The sequence below is a fragment of the Azospirillum endophyticum genome (genome assembly GCF_016595245.1).
Classification (GTDB): Bacteria; Pseudomonadota; Alphaproteobacteria; order Azospirillales; family Azospirillaceae; genus Azospirillum; species Azospirillum endophyticum.
The window spans coordinates 39,689-58,522 of record NZ_JAENHM010000046.1; the positions used below are offsets into that span (position 1 = coordinate 39,689).

Consider the following 18,834-nt stretch of genomic DNA (forward strand, 5'->3'; position numbering starts at 1 on the left):
CCCGTTGATAAGCGTTCGCAAGAACGGACAGCGGGCGCTGCCAAGACGTTGGGCCAAGATTGACAGATGTCTCCACCGTCTTCCCCCGTCCCAACCGCTCTGAATACGTCGGTCCGGTGATTCCAGATCTGTCGGGCCGGCGATCAAATGGATGATTATGCTTTTGGCTGAGCCGGAGAGTGATCCGGCGTTTCTTGCCATCGCCGCATACCGCGCGAAACTGTCCGGTGCAGCCGGGTGGAGATCGATGACGTCTTGCGGTTCAGGTCGAACACAAGAATTCTGAGCGGCCGATTCCTGTCCCCACCGGGCGCCTGCCTTACAGAGCCTTCCGCCGCGCGACCACGGCCCCCTCGACGGGCGCGGTGATCTCGTAGTGATCGGCCTGTGTCACTTCCAGGATCAGGCGCGGCCGATAGGCGACGGCGTTGACGCCGCCTTGGTGACGCAGGCTGTCATAGACGATGCCGGCGGCCTGCCCTCCCCTCCGTACCTCCTCGCCGAAGGCCTGGGAGGCGCGGTAGTCGACCGCGGCGTAGAGGTCGGGCCGCGCGGCGCCCTGGCCACGGATGTCGAGGAAGCTGCCGTCGAGGCGGGCGGTGTAGAGGCGGTAGGTCAGCCGCATCTCGGGAAGCCGGCGGTAGACGGCCTCGCGGCGGAGGTGATGGGCGACCTCGGCGATGGCGGTCTTCAGCGCCCACGCCCCATACCAGGCGCCGAGCTCGCCGCTGTTGAAGCGCCCGCCGGCGGGGGCGGCGTGCAGGAAGGCGGCCATCACCACCGAGGCGTTCGCGACGCCGTAGACCCACTGGTCGCGGGGAAGCCGGGCGACGCGCTCCCGGACCAGCCGGTCGTTGGTCCAGCCCTCCAGCTCCATCACGGCCTCCAGATCCTCCGGCCGCGTCACGCCGTCGAAGGCCGGGATCGGCGGGAAGCGCGAGGGGATCAGGCGGTGCGTCGGCTGGTCCATGGCGATGCCGGTCGTCACGGGGCTCACAGGATCACGATGTCGTCGTCGCCATAGGGCGGGCTCGCCTCGTCTATCGGACCGGGCGGCCCGAAGACGCCCCCCCGCGCGGCGTCGAGATAGCGGCGGACCAGCATGGGACCGTCCATCGTGCCGTTGGTGACCAGAGCCATCGGCGGCTGGCCGCCGAAGGACGGCCCGTCATGCGGGCCGGTCAGCCACTCCAGGCCGGCCGGCTCCGAGCCGAACAGGACCATCAGCGCCTTGTGGATGCCCAGCACGGCGGAGATGCGCAGCAGGACGTCGGCCGGCAAGGTCAGATCCTGGCCGTCGCGCGCCTTGGCGACCCAGCCGAAATAGGTCGAGCGGCCGGGCGAGCCCAGCGCCAGCAGGCGTTCGGCCTCCGTCCAGCCCCAGCGGTCGGCGATGGCCAGGAAGGTCCGCAGGCCCGGCGCACTCAGCTGCCGGCGCTTGGCCGGGGCGAAGCGGTCGGGCTGGAGGAGGGACGGTCCCGCGCCGATCGGTCCGGCGGCCGGACCGGTGATGCGGCGGCTACGGGCGCGCAGGGGAGCGGGCATGGCGGGGTCTCCTCTTGTCCATGGTCGGATCATGTAGTCCGGATATGGACAACGTCAAGTCCGGCATCGGGTCGGCGTGCGGACTCTTTTTAAGAGCCGGCTGTTCGCTCGCTTCGATTGGATCAAGGCGGCGCCGAGGGAGGGGCCGGGCGTCAAAGTGCGGCAGCGTCACGATGGCGGACTTCGGGCGTGACCTGAATGCAGTCCGTCATGAGGGAAGCGTGACGCTGGGGGCGCGAAATCCCAAGCGCCGCGATGTCCTCAGGCGGCGGTTTATGATTGATCATGTTGGGAAAGCAACATCCCTGCTGATAAGCTCTCGCCCCGGCCCAATCCATCCGAGGTGCTTCCAGTTGGCAAGCGCAACCGCCATGACCACCGAACCATGGGTATCCGTCGAGCAGGTCACCCAACGTTTGAATGTACCCAAGGACACAATGTGCCACTGGTGGGGGCTCCAGGGCTTGAGCTGTCGGGAAAGGATGACGTGGCGCGCACTGGGTGTGCGCGATGAAGATAAGCGCTGGTTATCGGGAGGGGGGGCATGAGCATGAACGAGGCGGATACCCGCTACCATCTCATCGACCCGGTCCTGCGGAACAAGGGCTACGTCAGCCGAGACCACATCACGCTCGAAACCGTGCTCACCCCGGCACCGGTCGAGCCCACTGGCCCGAAGGGCCGCAGGCGTAAGGGGTCCGGCCGCACCGATTACCTGTTGTGCGTCCAGGTTGGCGATGCCCCCAGGCCCATGCCGGTGGCCGTGCTCGAAGCCAAAAAGGAGGCCGAGGACCCGCTCAAGGGCATGCAGCAGGCGCGCGGCTACGCCGACACGCTGCGCTTCGACGTGAAGTACGTCTTTTCCACCAACGGCCACAGATACGGTGAGTACGACCGCTTCACCGAGCTGATCAACGGCCCGTCCGCGTTCAGCGACTTCCCGTCCCACCCCGACCTGACGGCGCGCTACTGCAAAGACAGTGGCATCGACCTGACCCGGCCTGAGTCGGCCATGCTGTTCCAGGCCGACAGCGCCGCTTGGTCGCAGAGCCGCTATTACCAGGACGCCGCCATCCGGGCCTCGTTCGGGAAAATCCTGCATGACCGGCAGGCCGGAAAGCCGCCGCGCGTGCTGCTCACGCTGGCCACCGGCGCGGGCAAGACCGTCATCGCCACCAACCTGCTGTGGCGTCTGGCGCAAGCGGAACAGTTGCCGAAGCCCGCCCTGTTCCTGTGCGACCGCGACGAACTGCGCGGGCAGGCCTATAACAAGCTCAAGGCCGCGTTCGGCGACAACGCCCGCATCGTGAAGACGAAGGGCGGCGAAAATGCGGCCGCCAATGCCCGCATCCACATCGCCACCTACCAGACGCTCGGCCTCGACGACGAGCGCGGTTTCGCCAGCTTCCTCACCGAACATTATGGGGAGGACGCCTTCAGCGTCATCATCATCGACGAGTGCCACCGTTCGGCCTGGGGCCGCTGGTCCGAAGTGCTGCGGCGCAATCCCAACGCCATCCACATCGGCCTGACCGCCACGCCGCGCAAGCTGGAAGAGTCCGGCAAGGCCACGCAGGAAGACCAGGAGATCACGGCGAACAACCGCCTGTACTTCGGCGAGCCGGTTTACGAGTACACGCTGATCCAGGCGCAGGAGGATGGCTATCTGGCGGCCTGCGAGGTCGTTAAGCGCAAGGCCAGCATCGACGGCGCCATCTTCACCAGGGAGGAAATCCTGGCCTCCGGTGTCAGGAACATCAAGACCGGCAAGCCCCTCGGCGAAGCCGATCTCACCAAAGCACACTATACCGGCAAGGACTTCGACGACGAGCTGTTCATCGAGCTGCGCACGCCGAAGATGTGCGCCGATCTGTTCCAGCTTCTGTGCGAAAACGGCGGCCCGGAACAGAAGGTCATCATCTTCTGCACCCGCGAAATCCATGCCGACCGCGTGTCCCAGCACATGAACAACCTGTATGTGGGTTGGTGCCGGGACCATGGGGTGACGCCGAAGGACCATTATGCCTTCAAATGCATGGGCGGCGCCGAGAACGGCGCCACCATGATCGAGCCCATGCGCGGTTCGGGCGAGCGTGCCTTCATCGCCTGCACCGTGGACCTGCTGGAGGCGGGCGTGGACATCGAGCGGCTCAACGCCGTGGTGTTCTTTCGCTACGTACAGTCGCCGATCAAGTTTTATCAGATGGTCGGGCGCGGCACGCGCATCCATGAAGAAACACAGAAGTACAAGTTCTGGCTCTACGACTACACCGACGCCACCAGCCTGTTCGGCACCGACTTCATCACCAAGCCGCCGCGTCCGGGCGGCGGCGGCCGGGATGACGATGGCGATGACGAGGGCGGCGCGGGCGGCGGAAGCGGCGGCGGCCCGGCGGTGGGTGAGATCGCCGGCCAGGACGTGGGCATCAATGGACAGGGCCGCTTCATTCCCGGCCGCCGCGACGGGCGCGACATTCTGATCCCGGTGGACGAATACCGGCGCGAGGTGATCCGGCGCGTGATCGCCGAGGCGCACAGCCTGGACGAGTTCCGGGCCTTGTGGATCGAAAAACAGAAGCGCGAGAGCCTGATCGGCCACCTGCGGGGCGACAGTTTCAACCCCGAGCTGATCCGTGACATGGATCGGATGACCGATTTCGACCTCTATGACTTCTTCGGCCACCACGGCTACCACGCCCGCGCCCTGCGTCGTCGCGAACGCGGAGACCTGTTCATCCTCAAGCATCAGCGATGGTTCGACGGCATGGACCCCAAGGCCGCCATCGTGCTAAAGGGCCTCGGCCATCAGTTCGCCATGGGCGGCACCGAAGCGCTGGAAACAAAGGCGCTGTGGGACGTGCCGGAAATCAAGCAGGCTGGCGGGCTGGATGCGCTGCGTGCGCTCGGCATGCCGACGCAGGTGGTGCATGAGGCAAAGGAGAGGTTATTCGGGGTATGAGTCATTGGCCCGTTAAGATTCTCGGCGATCACGCACGAACCACTAGCGGAGCGACGCCTTCACGAGATAACGCTTCGTATTGGCATAAGGCAGAAATCCCCTGGGTGAAGACAGGGGAAATAGATTTTTTGCCGATTACCACGGCGAAGGAGTCAATTTCAGAAAAAGCTATCAATGAGTGCTCTCTAACGTTACTGCCAGAGAATTCAGTGCTGATTGCGATAATTGGAGAAGGAAAGACGCGCGGTCGATCAGCTGTACTTGAGATTGAGGCCACCACAAACCAAAACTGCTTTGCCATTCTCCCGAACGAAACGTGGGACAGTAATTTCTTGCAACTATGGCTGAGGTCGCAATACGACTATTTACGCAATTTGTCCTCGGCCCGTGGTGGAAGCCAATCCGCTCTGAATGGTGCTCAATTAAATGCGCTGAAAATTCCTGCGCCTGATCGGGAGGAGCAACGTCGCATTGCCACCTGCCTGAAGGCTCAACTCGCCGAGGTAGAAACCGCACGGCAGGCGGCGCAGACGCAGTTGAAAGAAATTAGCCGTCTCGCGCATGCCATCGTGGTGGAAAGCGTTCGCCGAAGTTCGACCTCTGCTATGTCGTTGAGGAAAGTACTCGCGGAGGTTCGACACGGCATTGGAGCCAACTGGACCTCTTATCCAGTACTGGGGGCAACTCGTGATGGCTTGGCGCCGGCAAAAGAGCGTCCAGGCAAGCAGGCTACAAAGTACAAGCCCGTGACTCCGGGAACGGTGTTCTATAACCCGATGCGCATCCTGATCGGCTCGATCGCGTACGTGGACGATGACGACACACCTGGGATCACCAGCCCGGACTACGTTGCTTTGCAAGGCAAGCCGGACGTCGTGGACTCGCGCTGGTTTTATCACTGGCTAAGGTCTCCGCTGGGCGTTCGTTGCATCGCTTCGCTGGCGCGTGGCGCTGTGCGCGAGCGAATGCTGTTCAACCGCCTCGCGGAAGGGACAATCGACCTGCCAACTCTTGCAGTCCAGCGAAGCGCCTCAGCCGCGTTGAAGGAGCTCAGGCCGGTTCGCGCTGCCATCGAAAAGAAACTGCAGGACATTGAGATGCTCCCTCAACGTCTGCTCGCCCAAGCCTTCGAGAAATGACCATGGCCCGCCCCAGGAAGACCGACAAAGCCCCCAAGGCCATCGCCTCCACCCAATCGCTTTCGGCCTTCGTCAAGACCATCTGCGACGTGATGCGCCGCTCGAACTGCGCGAGCGCGTTGCAGTATGTGCCGGAACTGACCTGGATCCTGTTCCTGCGTATCCTGGACGCCCAGGAGATGCGCGACCAGGAGAAGGCCGAAGCGGTGGGGGCGTCCTTCACCTCGGCGCTGCGCGCACCCTACCGCTGGCAGGACTGGGCCGCCCCTCCGCCCAGGACCGAGTCCGACAGGCTGAGGCACCCGAAGACGCAGGAGGGCAAGCCCTTCGGCTGGAAACGGCAGGAGCTGTTCGCCGCCGGCGACGGCAAGCTGTTCGACTTCATCAACAAGGAACTCCTGCCCCACCTGCACGGCTTGGACCTGGACCCGCGCACCGGCCTGCCGATGCCCGGCGCGACGCCGAAACAGCGCATCATCGGCCGCATCATGACGGCGGTCGAGCGCGTGCGGGTGGACCATGAGACCAACCTGCGCGACATCCTCGACAAGGTCCACGAGATCAGCATCGACCACATCGACGACAGGCACTTCTTCACCCTGTCGCAGGTGTATGAGGATCTGCTGCTGAAGATGGGCGAGAAGAACTCCGACGGCGGCCAGTTCTTCACCCCGCGCGAGGTGATCCGCGCGATGGTGCACACGGTGGATCCCACGCTCGGGAAGACGGTGTACGACCCCTGCTGCGGCACCGGCGGTTTCCTGGCCATCGCCTACGAACACATCGCCCGCAAGCTCGGGGCACAGGCCCGCAGCATCGACATCGACACGCTCAAGCACGACACCTTCTTCGGCCGCGAGAAGGAGAACCTGGTGTTCCCCATCGCGCTGGCCAACCTGGTGCTGCACGGCATCGACCAGCCCAACCTGTGGCACGGCAATTCGCTGACGCGCCGCGCCACCTATGGCGCGCTGTTCGAGACGGCGCCCAGCCGGTTCGACGTGATCCTGACCAACCCGCCGTTCGGCGGCAAGGAGGGCAAGGACGCGCAGAGCAACTTTGCGTTCGAGACCAGCGCGACGCAGGTGCTGTTCGTGCAGGACATCCTGGCCGAGTTGGCGCCGGGCGGCACCTGCGCCATCGTGCTGGACGAGGGGCTGCTGTTCCGCACCAACGAGAGCGCTTTCGTCGAGACCAAGCGCAAGCTGGTGGACGAGTGCGACCTGTGGGCCATCGTCAGCTTGCCGGGCGGGGTGTTCTCCACCGCCGGTGCAGGCGTCAAGACCAACCTGCTGTTTTTCACCAAGGGCCGCAAGACCGAGCGCATCTGGTACTACGACCTGTCACACGTCAAAGTTGGCAAGAAAACGCCACTGACGCTGGCGCACTTCGGCTTCGCCCCGGATGGCTCTGTGTTGAACGATGCCGCGCTGCCGGCGGCACTGATCGCGGACTGGCAGGTCGATGAAACCAATGCGGGTCAGCCCTTTCCAAGCTATGCCCGTCAGCTTGCCCGACGCGGCACCCCGGAGGCCGACAGCCGTTGGTCTTGGACCGTGGACTTCGCCGCTCGCCGCGCCAAGGCACGCGAGGAGATGCTGCCCTTGCGGGATCAGGCGGCCACGCTCAAGGCCGAGGTGGCGGACCTCAAGGAGCTGTTGAAACACCAGAGGAAGGGCAAGGCCGCCGCCGGCGTGCTGGACGCGCGCGAAGCACAGATCCGCGAGAAGGACAAGGCGGCCCGCGATCTGGAGGCGCAGGCCGCCGCCATCGATGCGGCGGTGTTCGATTTGAAAGCGGTCAACCCGAACGTGGTTGCCACGGTGGACGCGCGCACGCCGGCCGAGATCATCGCCAGCATCGACGCGCAGGGCCGAATCGTGGCGCAGGCGTTGGAGCGGTTGAGTGCGTTGCTGGCGGCCGAGGCGCCGGTCGGGCAAGATGGAGAGGACGCTTTGGAGTGTCGGCCCGGCAGTTCGGCGGTGGCTTGAGGGCGGTCCGGCATTACGGAGTTCGCCCGCCTAAGCCCTGAACCATAGGCAGCGCGCCTTCGCGCGCGGTGCATCGTCACCACCAGCACGTCGCGAAACGCTACGTGCCGGATCGACGGGATCGACCGGCGTCACGCCGTGAAACACCCAGGCATCGTCCACGACCGCCGATTCCAGCGGGTGGCGCAAGGTGAAGCTGCCCAGTGGCCGGCCGGCGAGATCATGGATGCTCGTCGTGCCGCTGGAGACGTTATTGTGCCGGACCAGCCGGTCGTTGGTCCAGCCCTCCAACTCCATGACGGCCTCCAGATCCTCTGGCCGCGTCGCGCCGTCGAAGGCCGGGATTGGCGAAAAGCGCGGCGCGCTGAGCTGCCGGCCCTTGGCCGGGGCGAAGCGGTCGGGCAGCAGGAGGGACAGGCCTGCACCGATTTGGCCTGCACCAATTTGGCCGGTGGTCGGGCCGGCGCTGCGGCGGCCACGCATGGGAGTGGGCATGGCGGGTCACCTCCTGTCCATAACCGGATCATGTAGTCCGGATATGGACTAAGTCAAGCGGACATCCGGCCGGGAATAAGCCGTTTCATCCTCTCGCGAGGTCGATCAGGAGGCTGGAGGCGCGGGACGGTCGGCGGACGGGCGATGCCTTCAGGCCGAAGCGGCGGACGAGCGGCGGATCGAGCGCGACGATGCCGAGGCCGCGGCACTTTTCCGGCAGCGTCGATTCCGGCACGATGCCGACGCCGACGCCCTCCCGCACCAGGGCGATGGCGCTGGCCCAGTCGCGCACCTCCACCCGGATGTCCGGCAGGGACAGGCCGGCGGCCTCGGCCAGCGTGCGCGCATGGAGATGGCAGCCGCCGGTGGCGAGGACGAAGGGTTCGGCGGCAAGCGCGGCGAGGGAGAGCGTGCGGCGTCCGGCGAGGGGATGGCCCGCCGGCAGCACGCCGACCCAGGCGTCCTGGCCGATCGAAACCGCGTCGCCGTCCGGGGGCGGGTTCAGGACCACGCCGAGATCGATCGTCCCGGCCTCCAGCCACGCCATCACTTCCCGGTCGTCGGTTTCCAGCGCCACCACCTCGATGCCGGGATGGCGGGAGCGGAAGCGGCGCAGCAGGGGCGGCAGGACCGTCGCGAACACGCTGGGAAAGGCGGCGATGCGGATCGCGCCGGTCTCCTCGCCCCTCGCCTCCGCCGCCTCCCGCCGGATCGCGTCGAGATGGGCGACGGCGGACCGGGCGTGGAGCAGCGCCCGTTCGCCGAAAGCCGTCAGCTCGACGCCATGCCGCCGGCGCACCAGCAGCGTGACGCCCAGCGAGTCCTCCAGCGCCGCCAGCGCCTGGCTCATGCCGGACTGGGTGACGCCGACCGCCTCGGCGGCGGCGGTGACGCTGCCGGCTTCGGCGACGGCGATCAGGCTGCGGATTTGGGTCAGGTTCATAGTAGGAAAACTTATATCATGTTTCTTTGGCAGTAATTTTCCTTCTTTCCGGCGATCCGCCATTCTCCGCCGCGACATTCCCAGCGGCGGAGACCGTCCGATGAAGCTCTATTTCGCACCCGGCACCTGTTCCCTCTCGCCCCACATCGTCCTGCAGGAGCTGGGGCTGCCCTATGGGCTGGTGCGGGTGGACAACCGCAGCAAACGCCTGTCGGATGGCGGCGATTTCCTCGCCGTCAATCCCAAGGGCTATGTCGCGGCGCTGCGGCTCGACACCGGCGAGGTGCTGACGGAAGGCCCGGCGCTGGTCCAGTATCTCGCCGATCTGAAGCCGGAGGCGGGACTGGCGCCGCCGAACGGCACGCTGGAGCGGGTGCGCCTGCAGGAATGGCTCAGCGTCGTCGGCAGCGAGATCCATGCGGGTTCGGCCCCGTTGTTCGACAAGGATCTGCCGGACGCGGTGCGGGAGCGGTTCAAGAGCCGGCTGTTCCGGCGCTTCGACTGGATCGAGGCGGCGCTGGCGAGGACGCCGTACCTGATGGGCGAAGGCTTCACGGTGGCGGACGCCTCTCTGTTCGCCGTGCTCGGCTGGATGCCGGGATTCGGCATCGAGCTTGCCCGCTGGCCCGCCATCGCCGCCTATGTCCGGGGGATCGCGGCGCGGCCTTCCGTGGCTGCGGCGCTGGCCCGGGAGGCCGCGGTTCCGGCTGTGGCGTAAGGGTGCGCCGTCAGGCGCGCCGCATCGTCACCACCAGCACGTCGCGGAACGCCGGCTGCGCCGGATCGACGGGCTCGACCGGCGTCACGCCGTGAAACACCCGGGCATCGTCCACCACCGCCGATTCCAGCGGGTGGCGCAGGGTGAAGCTGCCCAGCGGCCGGCCGGCGAGATCATGGATGCTCGTCGTGCCGCTGGAGACGTTCTCGCGCCGGACCAGCATCACCAGGACCCAGTCCACGCCGTCACGATGCATCCCTTCCGGGGTGGGGCGTCCGGTCTCGCCGGCGCGGGCTTCGACCCGGAACTGGTGGACCTCCGTGTGCCAGACCTCCGGCCTGGTGCCGTCGGGCGTGAGCGGATCGAACAGCGCGAAACAGGTCTTCAGCACCGCCTCCAGGGCGGGATGGGCCGCGATCGCCTCGGTGATCGGCTCGAACCAGCGTTCGAGGCCGCCGTTCAAGGGGTTGTAGTCCCGGCTCTGGTAATGGGGCTGGTGCGGCTTGCGCCGGATCCCCGCGGCGGACAGCGCGAAGGCGGCATGGCGCCGGCGCCGGTAGCGCCCGCCGTCCGCCATGTAGCTGTCCAGGCCCAGATCGCCCCAGCTGGCGGCGAACCCCTGCCAATCCCGCAGGCCGGCCGCGTCGAGCAGGGCCTGCATGGTGGCGGCCTCGACGAAGGAGAAGCCGTCCGCCGCCACGGCGTCGCTAAGCGTCGTCGTCATTGCATCAAAGGCCGAGGACGGCGACCTGCTCCAGGACATTGGACGCTCCTTTCCCGAACCGTCGCTTTCCGAACTGTCACTCAAGGCGGTCATCGTCGCGGGGGGCATTTCCAGCGCCGGACCGGTTCAGGATCTCCCTGGCACGTCCGGGGGCCGCCCGGGCCGCCCTGGCGGCAAAATACCGTGTCGCCTCGGCCTGGGCACCGACACGCGACGCCAAGGCCGCGACGACATATTGGTTGAGGCTGACGCCGGCAGCTTCGGCGAGCCGGGCCGCTTCGTCCTTCAAGTCGTCGGGCATGCGCAAGGGAAAGCTCGCCATTCATAGTCTCCTGAGTATGTCCACCGGCCGTTCGACGGCGATCCCGAACGGGCGGGCGCCGGCAGCGAGGTCGGTCAGGTTGAAGCTCGCGATCGCATCGGCACCGCCGTTGATCGCGGTTTCGAGAACATGATCGTCATCCGGATCGTTCGCCACCGGTCGCCAGCGGTAGTCGAACGCCACGGGCACGCATAGTCCCGCCAGTTCGTCGAGGACGGATAGCACGTCGGCAATGCCGATGCCGAATAGATCCAAGTTCCTTGGACGGGTCAGCACCGTCTCGTACTCGACCATCAGCGTCGGAGACAGCAGCAGAGTCAGCTTTCCATCCAGCAGTTCCAGCAGCAATCGTCGTGATGCTCCCGAACGACTGTGGAACGCGGCGAACAGAACGTCGGTATCCATCACGATCTTAAGCATGCCGGTATCGTATGCGACATCATCGCATCCGGCAAGCTCATGACATCGCATATGATGTCAGAATTCAGGCCGCTCTTTTCCGGACACGCAGTCCCCGCGCCAAGTCCATCACCGGCTTGTGGCGGCCTTCCGGCACCGGCCGGCCGATCACCGCCTTCCGGCAGGACGTCGCGCTTTCCGCAGCCAGCCGAAGGACAGGACCAGCCGCTCGCCAACCCCCTCGGTCACGCCGTGCGGATGGATGTCGGGGCGGAAATACTTGATGCGGGGGGTGTCGACGATCGCACCGTCGCACAGGAAGACGCCGCCCGCCGCCGGCTGCCGCAGGATGATGTTGACGCGGTGATGTTCGAAGCCGTCCGGCGCCGGGTCGACATGCTCGTCCAGGCCGCTGGTCGCCGGGTAACGCAGCAGGTAGCAATCGAAGCGCAGCCGCGCCGAGCGGGCCAGCAGCATCTTGAAATAGTCCTTGCCGCCATTCTCCTGGCGGCCGCGGTCCCAGCGCAACCAAGCCATCGACATGCTCCCGATCGTGGATCACGGTCCGGCATATCGATATCCGAACGCGAAGTCCCCAGTCCAAACCGGTGTCGGCTTCCGGCCCCGGATCGGTCATAACGGACGCAAGGGGCGGGAGGCCTACAGCTCTCCCAGCCGGTCGTGCAGATCCTCGATGGCGCGGATGCGGGCGCGGCCGGCCTCGCCGGTCAGCGGGATCAACTCGGCGGCGAGCGCGTGGATCACCGCCATCGCCGCGACATGGGTGTCGAGGGCTGCGAGGCTGCGCGTCTCGCAGCGGAAGGTCAGGGGCGGCGCCGGGCCTTCCAGCGCCGAATGGCTGTCGGCGATCAGGATGGTCGGGATGGCTCGCTCCCGCACCGCATGCAGCAGCCGGACGATGGCCGGCGGGCGGCGGCGGATGCCGACCAGGACCAGCAGGTCGCCGGGGCCGAGATCGGCCAGCGTCTCCGCCATCGTCTCGCCCACCGCCGCCAGATGGTGGACCTCGCCGCGCACCTGGATGAACTGCCAGCGGGCATAGCCGGCCAGGAAGGCACTGTTGCGGGCACCGCAGACCCAGACCCGGCGGGCGTCGGCGAGCGCCCGGGCCGCCTGGGACAGCAGCGCCGGGTCGGTCTGGCGCGCGGTGGCGGCGAGGGCCTCCGCGCTGCGCTGGAAATGGGCGTCCAGCGGCGCCGGGCCGCCGTCGGATGCGGTGGCCGGACCGTCGGGAGGGGGGCCGGGGGGCAGCAGGAACAGGGGCGAGCCCCAGTCGCCGCCGCGCCGGGCGGCGAGACGAGCCTCCTCGAAGCCGGCATAGCCGAGCCGGCGGACCAGCCGCGACACCGTCATCTTCGATACGCCGGCCCGGCCGGCCAGCTCGGTCGCCGAATAGCCCGACAGCTCGCCCGGGCAGGCGAGGATGACGTCGGCGAGTTGCCGCTCCGTGGGGGTGAGTTCGCCGTAGCGGTCGCGGATGCGGGCGGTCAGGGACGGCTCCGCGGCGTCGGCGGAGGATGGGCGGGAAGCAGCGTGGGCAAGCGGCTGGTTTGCCTGTTTCATGGGCGGATCGCCTCGCAACATCGGCATTTGCGTAAAAAATCGACTTGGGCGGTGAGGATGATGCGCCGTTACATTCGTAACATGACCTCCATGGGTCGGGATAATCGTAACATTCCTGCCCTTTGGACTGCACCGGAATTCATAGGGCGAAAGTGGCACAGGGTTTGAAAAGGGAGGCTCATCGTCCTTCGGTTTGGAGATCAGGTGCCATGCGGTTCGCGAAGATTCTGGGTGCTCTCGGCCTTGCCACGGCGGTTCTGGCCGGTGGTCTCGTTTCCACCGCCCCGACACATGCAAAAGCCGACGCGCTGGAGCGCATCGCCAAGGAGAAGGTGCTGCGCGTCGCCGTTCCGCAGGACTTCCCGCCCTTCGGCTCGGTCGGCACCGACCTGAAGCCGGTCGGCTACGACATCGACGCCGCCACCCTGATCGCCAAGGAGATGGGCGCCAAGGTGGAGCTGGTGCCGGTGACCAGCACCAACCGCATCCCCTACCTGACCACCGGCAAGGTCGATCTCGTCATCTCCAGCCTGGGCAAGAACGCCGAACGCGAGAAGGTCATCGACTTCTCCACCGCCTATGCCCCCTTCTTCAACGGCGTCTTCGGTCCCGACGACATCAAGGCCGAGAAGGTGGAGGATCTGGAAGGCAAGACCGTCGGCGTCACCCGCGGCTCGGTCGAGGACATCGAGCTGTCGAAGATCGTGTCGGACAAGGTCACCGTCCGCCGCTACGAGGACAACAACGGCACCATCTCGGCCTTCCTGTCGGGGCAGGTACAGCTGGTCGCCACCGGCAACGTGGTGGCCGCCGCCATCTTCGAGCGCAAGCCGCCGCGCCTGCCGAACATGAAGTTCCTGATCAAGAACTCCCCCTGCTTCGTCGGGCTGAACAAGAACGAGGGGCCGCTGCTGGAGAAGGTCAACGCCATCATCGCCAAGGCGAAGGACGACGGCTCGCTGGACGGCATCTCCAAGAAGTGGCTGCACGCGCCGCTGCCCAAGGATCTGTGACGTAAGGCTGTCCTCTCCCAGGGATCCCCCCTCTCCCCCCCGGGGAGAGGGTCGGGGTGAGGGGGACGCACAGCGTGGATTTGTTGGGGAGCGGCAAGCGCGGGATGCTTGAAGAACCTCGTTATGCGTCCCCNGCGGGATGCTTGAAGAACCTCGTTATGCGTCCCCCTCACCCTAACCCTCTCCCCGGGGGGGAGAGGGGATCCTTCCGGCATGCACCCACCGACGGACACCACAACAATGGCCTACAGTTTCGATTTCTCGTCCCTGCTGGACTACACGCCCGTGCTGGTGGACGGTGTGGCGACGACCGTCGGGCTGACCGCGGTCAGCACGGTGCTGGGGGTGGCGCTCGGCATCGGCGGGGCGGCAGCGCGGACCTCGACCGTCAAGCCGCTGGCGATCGTCGTCGGTGCCTATGTCGAGCTGATCCGCAACACGCCCTTCCTGGTGCAGCTGTTCTTCATCTTCTTCGGTCTGCCCTCGCTCGGCATCCGGCTGGCGGAATGGCAGGCGGCGGTGCTGGCGATGGTGATCAATCTCGGCGCCTATTCGACCGAGATCATCCGTGCCGGCATCGAGGCGACGCCGAAGGGCCAGATCGAGGCCGGGGCCAGCCTGGGCATGACCGGGCCGCAGATCTTCCGCTACGTCGTGCTGGGGCCGGCGCTGGGCAAGATCTGGCCGGCGCTGACCAGCCAGATCGTCATCGTCATGCTGGGCTCGTCGGTCTGCTCGCAGATTGCGGCGGAGGAGCTGAGCTTCGCCGCCAACTTCATCCAGTCCCGCAACTTCCGGCCCTTCGAGGCCTATTTCCTGGCGACCGCGCTGTATCTGGCGCTGGCGGTGGCCTTGCGCTGGGCTTTCAGCCTGATCGGCCGGCGGATGTTCGCAAAGGGGGTGGCGCGTGCTTGATTTCACGCTGTGGGACATCCTGTCCAACCTGCTGCTGGCGGCGCGCTGGACGGTGCTGCTGTCGCTGATCGCCTTCGTTTCCGGCGGGATCGCCGGGCTGCTGCTGCTGGTCGCCCGGGTATCGCCGGTGCCGCCGCTGCGCGTCGCGGCCCGGCTGTTCATCGAGGTCTTCCAGGGCACGCCGCTGCTGATGCAGCTGTTCATCGTCTTCTTTGCATTGCCGCTGATCGGCATCGAGACCTCGGCCTGGACCTCGGCCGCCGTCGGGCTGACGCTGTTCACCGCCGCCTATCTCGCCGAGATCTGGCGCGGCTGCGTCGAGGCGGTGCCGAAGGGCCAATGGGAAGCCTCGGCCAGCCTCGCCATGACGTTTCCCGAGCAGATGCGCCACGTCATCCTGCCGCAGGCCCTGCGCATCGCCGTGCCGCCGACCGTCGGATTCTCGGTGCAGGTGGTGAAGGGCACGGCGGTGACCTCCATCATCGGCTTCGTCGAGGTGACGAAGGCCGGAACCATGATCACCAACGCCACCTTCCAGCCCTTCCTGGTCTACGGGCTGGTCGGGCTGATCTATTTCGCCCTGTGCTACCCGCTGTCGCTATCGGCCAAGGCGCTGGAAAGGAAGCTCAATGTCGCCCGTTAACACGTCCGCCGCCGGCAGGATCGCCACCGGCAGACCCCTGGTGAAGCTGTCCGGCATCCGCAAATCCTTCGGGCCGGTGGAAGTGCTGAAGGGCGTCGACATGGCGGTGGAGGAGGGGCAGGTCGTCGCCATGATCGGCCGCAGCGGCTCGGGCAAGAGCACGCTGCTGCGCAGCATCAACGGGCTGGAGCGCATCGACGGCGGCGTCATCGAGGTGGACGGCGAATGCGTCGATCCCGGCCAGATCGACCTGCGGGCGCTGCGCCAGAAGGTCGGCATGGTGTTCCAGCAGTTCAACCTGTTCCCCCATCTGAGCGCCGGCGAGAACGTCATGCTGGCGCTGAAGGTGGTGAAGAAGCAGGACAAGGCGGCCACCCGGGCCGCGGCGGAAGCGGCGCTGGCCAAGGTCGGGCTGGGCCACAAGTTCGACGCCTACCCGTCGCAGCTGTCGGGCGGCCAGCAGCAGCGCGTCGCCATCGCGCGGTCGCTGGCGATGGCGCCCAAGGTTCTGCTGTGCGACGAGATCACCTCCGCCCTCGACCCCGAGCTGGTCGCCGAGGTGCTGGGGGTGGTCCGCCGGCTGGCGGAAGAGGGCATGACGCTGATCCTGGTGACGCACGAGATGCGCTTCGCCCGCGAGGTCTGCGACCGGCTGGTCTTCATGCATGGCGGCCGCATCGCCGAACAGGGACCGCCGGCCGAGCTGTTCGACCGGCCGGCGACGCCGGAACTGGCGCAGTTCATCGGCATGGTGGAGGCTCGCTGAACGGCGCTCCCCGCTTTTCCCTTTTTCAGCCTTGCGCAGGCTCCAGGCGGCCGCGGGGGTGGTTGGGGATCAGTGACGAAGCTTGTCAGAGTAGATCGCCGGCATCACTGAGACCTGCCCTGCCCTGGCCGACCCTGGTGAACCTGACGACTTTGATCGACGATGCGAAGTGCTCCACCCCCAGCCGTCGGCGCAACAGCCGGCTGCCCCGCTGGCGCGGCCGCCGTCAGGACAGGTCGGGCGCGAGGCCGAACCGCTCCGCCAGCAAGGCGGCGACGGCGGTGGCGGCCATGGGCCGGGCATAGAGATACCCCTGCCCTTCCCGGCAGCCGCGGGACCGCAGGAAGTCCTGCTGCGCCAGCGTTTCCACCCCTTCTGCTATCACCGTGCGGTTCAGGCGGTGTGCCATGGCGATGATCGCCTCGGTGATCGCTTCGCTGTCGCGGTCCTCGGGAATGTCGCGAATGAAGCTGCGGTCGATCTTCAGCCGGTCGATCGGCAGGCTCTTCAGCGACCCCATGCAGGAGTAGCCGGTTCCGAAATCGTCGATGGCCACCATCAGACCGAGCCGCTTGAGCTGGAGCAAAGTGGCGAGGCAATCGTCCTCGTTCTGCAAGGTGCTTTCCGTGATTTCGATCTCCAGCCGCTCGGCGGGCAGACCGGTTTCATCGAGAAGAGTCTTCAGGAACTGCGGCAGACGGTCCGGGTTCATCTGCCGCGCCGAGACGTTGACCGCCATCTGCAACGGGGGAAGTCCGGCCCGCCGCCACGCGCAGGCCTGCGCGCAGGCCTCGCGCAGGACCCATTCGCCGATGGGAACGATGAGGCCGCTCTTCTCCGCGATGGGAATCACTGCGTCGGGTCCCAACAGGCCGGCGGTCGGGTGCTGCCAGCGGATCAGCGCCTCGACGCCCAGGACCGCGCCGCTCGCCATCTCGATCTGCGGCTGGTAATGCAGGACCAGCTCCCCCATGTCGAAACCGCGCCTCAGGTCGCGGTCGCGCTCCATGTAGAGGGTGGCTTTCCGGGTCATCTCCTTGGTGTAGAAGGCGAAGCGGTTGCGCCCGTCATCCTTGGCCACGTACATGGCGGTGTCGGCGGCGCGGATCAGGTCGTCCTGCGTCAGGCCATCGTCGGGAAACAGGCTGATTCCGACGCTGGCGGACACCGTGAACTCGATCCCGGCCAAGGCGATAGGCTCGCAAATCCGCGCGATGATGCGGTTGGAGAGTTCGGCCACGCAGACCGGCTGCTCGACCCGGTCGACGATCACCATGAATTCGTCGCCGCCCAATCGCGCGACGGTGTCCTCCTGGCGGACGGCCAGACGCATGCGCTTGGCCACGGTCCGCAGCAGCTCGTCGCCGACGCTGTGTCCCAACGTGTCGTTGATCCGCTTGAAATGGTCGAGATCGATGAAGAGAAGCGCCACCGTCCCGTTGCGGCGCTGGGCGGCGTTCATGGCCTGTTGCAGGCGGTCCATCGCCAGCAGGCGGTTGGGCAGGTCGGTGAGCGGGTCGTAATGTGCCAAATGCTGGAATTGTTCCTGGGCCTGCCGGATGGCCGTCATGTCCGAAAACAGCGCGACATAGTGGGTGACGTCGCCTTTGGCATCGCAGACCGACGCGATGTTCACCAGCACCGGCAGCAGGGAATCATCCCGGCGGCGGCCGAGAATCTCGCCGTGCCACCGCCCGGCCGCGGCCAGGGTCGTCATCATGCTGCGCCGGTCGACGGGCGTACCAAGCGACGTGTCCAGGATGTGAGGGAACTTTCCGATGATCTCGTCGTCCTGACAACCGCTGATCGTGCAGTATCCACGGTTGAAATTGATGACGTCGAACGCCCTGTCCAGGATCAGGATGCCTTCCTGGGCCGATTCGAAGACCATGGCCGCCTGCTGAAGCTGGACCTCGGTCCTTCGCCTTTCCGTGATATCCTGAATGACGCCGATGATGCGGCTTTTCCTGTCGACGTTGCCGGTGAAGAGTTTCCCCTGGATCTTCAGCCAGTGAAGCGTCCCGTCGGGATGGACGCTGCGGAATTCGGTCGAACACAGGCCGCCGTGATCGGAGGTGTGGCTGAACACCCGATCGACCTGATGCCGGTCCTCGTCGTGTACCCGCGCCAGGAAACCGTCCCACGCCCCGGCCAGAACCTCCTGCGGATGGCCGAAGAAGCGATGGGAGTTGCCGACGTGCAGAACGGATTTCGTGGTCGCGTCCAGTTCCCAAGACGCCATATCGGCGGCCTCCAGGGCCAGCAGCAGCCGCTCCTCGCTTTGCCGGACGACCAGGTCGGCGTCGCGGCGTTCCAGCGCCATCTGGATGGTTGCGTGCAGCTCCCGTTCGCTGAAGGGTTTGATGAGATAGCCATAGGGTCTGGTGGCGCGGGCGCGCTCCAGCGTCGCCTGTTCGGAATAGGCGGTCAGGTAGATGACCGGCGTGTCGGACGTCCTGGAGATTTCCCGGGCGGTGTCGATGCCGTCCATCGGCCCTTCGATGTGGATGTCCATGAGGACGAGGTCGGGCCGCTCGTCGCGGACGGAGACCAGCGCCTGCGCGCCGGACGCCGCCGGGGTGGTCACGTCATAGCCCAGCAGCTTCAGACGCTGCTGCAAATGAAGCGCGACGATGCGCTCGTCCTCGACCACCAGAATTCTGGCCTTCGACATCGAC

The 18,834-nt window shown here is 66.3% G+C and carries 18 protein-coding genes; 8 read left to right on the forward strand and 10 right to left on the reverse strand.

Annotated features, from left to right (window positions below; genetic code table 11):
* Nucleotides 1-319 precede the first annotated feature (319 nt).
* Nucleotides 320-997, reverse strand: coding sequence for an RES domain-containing protein (locus JHL17_RS15635; RefSeq protein ID WP_200194459.1), 678 nt, complete (start codon nt 995-997; stop codon nt 320-322).
* Nucleotides 994-1,545: an MbcA/ParS/Xre antitoxin family protein gene (locus JHL17_RS15640; RefSeq protein WP_200194460.1), complete on the reverse strand. Its 552-nt coding sequence runs from the start codon at nt 1,543-1,545 to the stop codon at nt 994-996. Before JHL17_RS15640 ends, JHL17_RS15635 begins: the two co-directional genes overlap by 4 nt.
* Before the next feature lie 544 nt (nt 1,546-2,089).
* Here JHL17_RS15640 and JHL17_RS15645 point away from each other — a divergent pair.
* Genes JHL17_RS15645 through JHL17_RS15655 form a run of 3 tightly spaced genes read left to right on the forward strand, consistent with a single transcriptional unit; the run spans nt 2,090 to nt 7,634 of the window.
* Nucleotides 2,090-4,504 (forward strand): DEAD/DEAH box helicase family protein, encoded by a 2,415-nt coding sequence (locus JHL17_RS15645; protein WP_200194461.1) that lies wholly within the window; start codon nt 2,090-2,092, stop codon nt 4,502-4,504.
* Nucleotides 4,501-5,643, forward strand: a complete 1,143-nt coding sequence (locus JHL17_RS15650; protein WP_200194462.1) for a restriction endonuclease subunit S — start codon at nt 4,501-4,503, stop codon at nt 5,641-5,643. Before JHL17_RS15645 ends, JHL17_RS15650 begins: the two co-directional genes overlap by 4 nt.
* Nucleotides 5,644-5,645: 2 nt before the next feature.
* Nucleotides 5,646-7,634 (forward strand): class I SAM-dependent DNA methyltransferase, encoded by a 1,989-nt coding sequence (locus JHL17_RS15655; protein WP_200194463.1) that lies wholly within the window; start codon nt 5,646-5,648, stop codon nt 7,632-7,634.
* 30 nt (nt 7,635-7,664) lie between these two features.
* Here JHL17_RS15655 and JHL17_RS37885 read toward each other — a convergent pair whose 3' ends face one another.
* Together JHL17_RS37885 and JHL17_RS15665 are read right to left on the reverse strand one after the other, a co-directional pair.
* The gene (locus JHL17_RS37885) at nt 7,665-8,129 is read right to left on the reverse strand and encodes a 2OG-Fe dioxygenase family protein (RefSeq protein ID WP_200194553.1); all 465 of its coding nucleotides are present in this window, start codon (nt 8,127-8,129) and stop codon (nt 7,665-7,667) included.
* Between the two features lie 85 nt (nt 8,130-8,214).
* Nucleotides 8,215-9,072 (reverse strand): LysR family transcriptional regulator, encoded by an 858-nt coding sequence (locus JHL17_RS15665; RefSeq protein WP_200194465.1) that lies wholly within the window; start codon nt 9,070-9,072, stop codon nt 8,215-8,217.
* Between the two features lie 100 nt (nt 9,073-9,172).
* On the opposite strand from JHL17_RS15665, the gene gstA reads away from it, so the two are divergent.
* Nucleotides 9,173-9,790 carry a glutathione transferase GstA gene (gene gstA, locus JHL17_RS15670; RefSeq protein ID WP_200194466.1) on the forward strand — a complete coding sequence of 206 codons (618 nt, stop codon included), beginning with the start codon at nt 9,173-9,175 and terminating at the stop codon, nt 9,788-9,790.
* 10 nt (nt 9,791-9,800) lie between these two features.
* Here the strand turns inward: gstA and JHL17_RS15675 are convergent, their stop codons facing one another.
* From JHL17_RS15675 to JHL17_RS15695, 5 genes are all read right to left on the reverse strand, one after another.
* Nucleotides 9,801-10,514 (reverse strand): 2OG-Fe dioxygenase family protein, encoded by a 714-nt coding sequence (locus JHL17_RS15675; RefSeq protein ID WP_247893572.1) that lies wholly within the window; start codon nt 10,512-10,514, stop codon nt 9,801-9,803.
* A 76-nt stretch (nt 10,515-10,590) separates the two neighbouring features.
* The gene (locus JHL17_RS15680; RefSeq protein WP_200194468.1) at nt 10,591-10,836 is read right to left on the reverse strand and encodes a toxin-antitoxin system HicB family antitoxin; all 246 of its coding nucleotides are present in this window, start codon (nt 10,834-10,836) and stop codon (nt 10,591-10,593) included.
* Nucleotides 10,837-11,256, reverse strand: coding sequence for a putative toxin-antitoxin system toxin component, PIN family (locus JHL17_RS15685; protein ID WP_200194469.1), 420 nt, complete (start codon nt 11,254-11,256; stop codon nt 10,837-10,839).
* Between the two features lie 147 nt (nt 11,257-11,403).
* The gene (locus tag JHL17_RS15690; RefSeq protein WP_200194470.1) at nt 11,404-11,772 is read right to left on the reverse strand and encodes a hypothetical protein; all 369 of its coding nucleotides are present in this window, start codon (nt 11,770-11,772) and stop codon (nt 11,404-11,406) included.
* 123 nt (nt 11,773-11,895) lie between these two features.
* A complete protein-coding gene (locus JHL17_RS15695) occupies nt 11,896-12,819 on the reverse strand; it encodes a MurR/RpiR family transcriptional regulator (protein ID WP_200194472.1) in 924 nt (307 codons plus the stop codon).
* 209 nt (nt 12,820-13,028) lie between these two features.
* Between JHL17_RS15695 and JHL17_RS15700 the strand changes: the two genes are divergently transcribed.
* The 4 genes from JHL17_RS15700 (at nt 13,029) to JHL17_RS15715 (ending at nt 16,156) form a co-directional block, all read left to right on the forward strand.
* Nucleotides 13,029-13,832 (forward strand): transporter substrate-binding domain-containing protein, encoded by an 804-nt coding sequence (locus JHL17_RS15700; RefSeq protein WP_200194473.1) that lies wholly within the window; start codon nt 13,029-13,031, stop codon nt 13,830-13,832.
* A gap of 240 nt (nt 13,833-14,072) precedes the next feature.
* Complete coding sequence (locus JHL17_RS15705) at nt 14,073-14,747, forward strand: amino acid ABC transporter permease (RefSeq protein WP_200194474.1); 675 nt, start codon at nt 14,073-14,075, stop codon at nt 14,745-14,747.
* On the forward strand, nt 14,740-15,390 hold the full coding sequence (locus JHL17_RS15710; RefSeq protein ID WP_200194475.1) for an ABC transporter permease subunit: 651 nt from the start codon (nt 14,740-14,742) through the stop codon (nt 15,388-15,390). The genes JHL17_RS15705 and JHL17_RS15710 overlap by 8 nt, the downstream gene beginning before the upstream one ends.
* Nucleotides 15,377-16,156, forward strand: a complete 780-nt coding sequence (locus tag JHL17_RS15715; RefSeq protein WP_282189316.1) for an amino acid ABC transporter ATP-binding protein — start codon at nt 15,377-15,379, stop codon at nt 16,154-16,156. The genes JHL17_RS15710 and JHL17_RS15715 overlap by 14 nt, the downstream gene beginning before the upstream one ends.
* Nucleotides 16,157-16,382: 226 nt before the next feature.
* Here the strand turns inward: JHL17_RS15715 and JHL17_RS15720 are convergent, their stop codons facing one another.
* Entirely contained in the window at nt 16,383-18,830 is a 2,448-nt protein-coding gene (locus tag JHL17_RS15720; protein WP_200194476.1) for a two-component system response regulator, read from the reverse strand.
* Between the last annotated feature and the right edge of the window lie 4 nt (nt 18,831-18,834).